A 1436-nucleotide genomic window follows, 5' to 3' on the forward strand; every position below is an offset into this window, starting at 1 on the left:
GGGCGGCGGAAGCGGACATCGCGCGGTGCCTTCCCGCCGCCGCCGCGGTGGAGCTCGTGCACGCCTTCTCGCTCCTGCACGACGACGTCATGGACGACGACCCGGTACGCCGGCACCAGCCGGCCGCCTGGACGGTGTTCGGCCGCTCCGAAGCGATCCTCTGCGGCAACGCCCTGCTCGCCCTGGCCGGGGATCTCCTGCTGGAACAGGGAACCCCCGGCTACACGGCGGCGGCCCGCGCGCTCAATCACGCCACGCTCTCGCTCATCGCGGGCCAGGCCCAGGATCTGGAGTTCCAGGACCGCGACGACGTGACGAGGGAGGAGTGCCTGCGGATGTCGCGGCACAAGACCGCCTCGCTGCTGGCCTGCGCGTGCTCGATCGGCGTCACGGCGGTCGAGGGCCCTGCCCCTCTGGCCGGCTCCCTGGCCGCGTTCGGCACCGAGGCGGGCCTGGCCTTCCAGCTGGCCGACGACCTGCTCGGCATCTGGGGAAGGACCGAGGTGACGGGCAAGCCGGTGCTGTCGGACCTGCGTGCCCGCAAGAAGAGCCTGCCCGTGGTCGCCGCGCTCACCGGCCGGACGGCGGCCGGACACCGGCTCGCCGGATTGCTGGCCCGGCCCGACCCGCTGACCGAGTCCGACCTGCACGACGCCGCTCAACTGATCGAGCAGGCGGGCGGCCGGGCGTGGGCCGAGCTGGAGGCCGAGCGGCGCCTCGACGCCGCGGCCCGGTGCCTCGCCGACGTGGACATACCCACGGACGTACGAGCCGAGTTCCTGCACATCGCCCGATTCATCGCATCCAGGGATCACTGACATGACCACCCTCGAGACCCAGAGCCTGCTGACCGGCGCCGAGCACGCACTTCAGGCCGCCTGCGACCATCTGATCGGCCTGCGGTCCGCGGAGGGGTGGTGGAAGGGCGAGCTGCAGACCAACGTGACCATGGACGCGGAAGACCTGCTGTTGCGGCAGTTCCTCGGCATCCGCACCGAGCAGGACACGGCGGAGGCCGCCCGGTGGATCCGTTCCGAGCAGCGGGCCGACGGCACGTGGGCCAACTTCCACGAAGGACCCGCCGATCTGTCCACCACCGTCGAGGCGTACACCGCGCTGCGGCTCGCCGGCGACCCGCCCGGCGCGGCGCACATGCGCGCCGCCTCCGAGCAGATCCGGGCCATGGGCGGCATCGAGGCGAGCAGGGTGTTCACCCGTATCTGGCTGGCGCTGTTCGGGGAGTGGTCGTGGCGGGACCTGCCCGTCATGCCTCCCGAGATGATGTTCCTGCCGTCGTGGTTCCCGCTCAACATCTACGACTGGGCCTGCTGGGCCAGGCAGACCATCGTGCCGTTGACCGTGGTGACCGCCTACCGGCCGGTGCGCCGGCTCCCGTTCGAACTGCCCGAGCTGCGGACCGGCCAGGTGCCGCGCCC

At 72.1% G+C, this 1436-nt stretch carries 2 protein-coding genes; both read left to right on the forward strand.

Annotated features, from left to right (window positions below; translation table 11 throughout):
* Positions 1–818 (forward strand): polyprenyl synthetase family protein (locus AB0J09_RS64670; RefSeq protein WP_360714405.1); only part of this gene is annotated, 818 nt, incomplete at its 5' end.
* 1 nt (position 819) lies between these two features.
* On the forward strand, positions 820–1436 hold a 617-nt coding region (locus tag AB0J09_RS64675; RefSeq protein WP_360714407.1), incomplete at its 3' end, for a prenyltransferase/squalene oxidase repeat-containing protein.

It is taken from the genome of Nonomuraea sp. NPDC049784 (assembly GCF_040659615.1).
In the GTDB taxonomy this organism is placed as follows: Bacteria; Actinomycetota; Actinomycetes; order Streptosporangiales; family Streptosporangiaceae; genus Nonomuraea.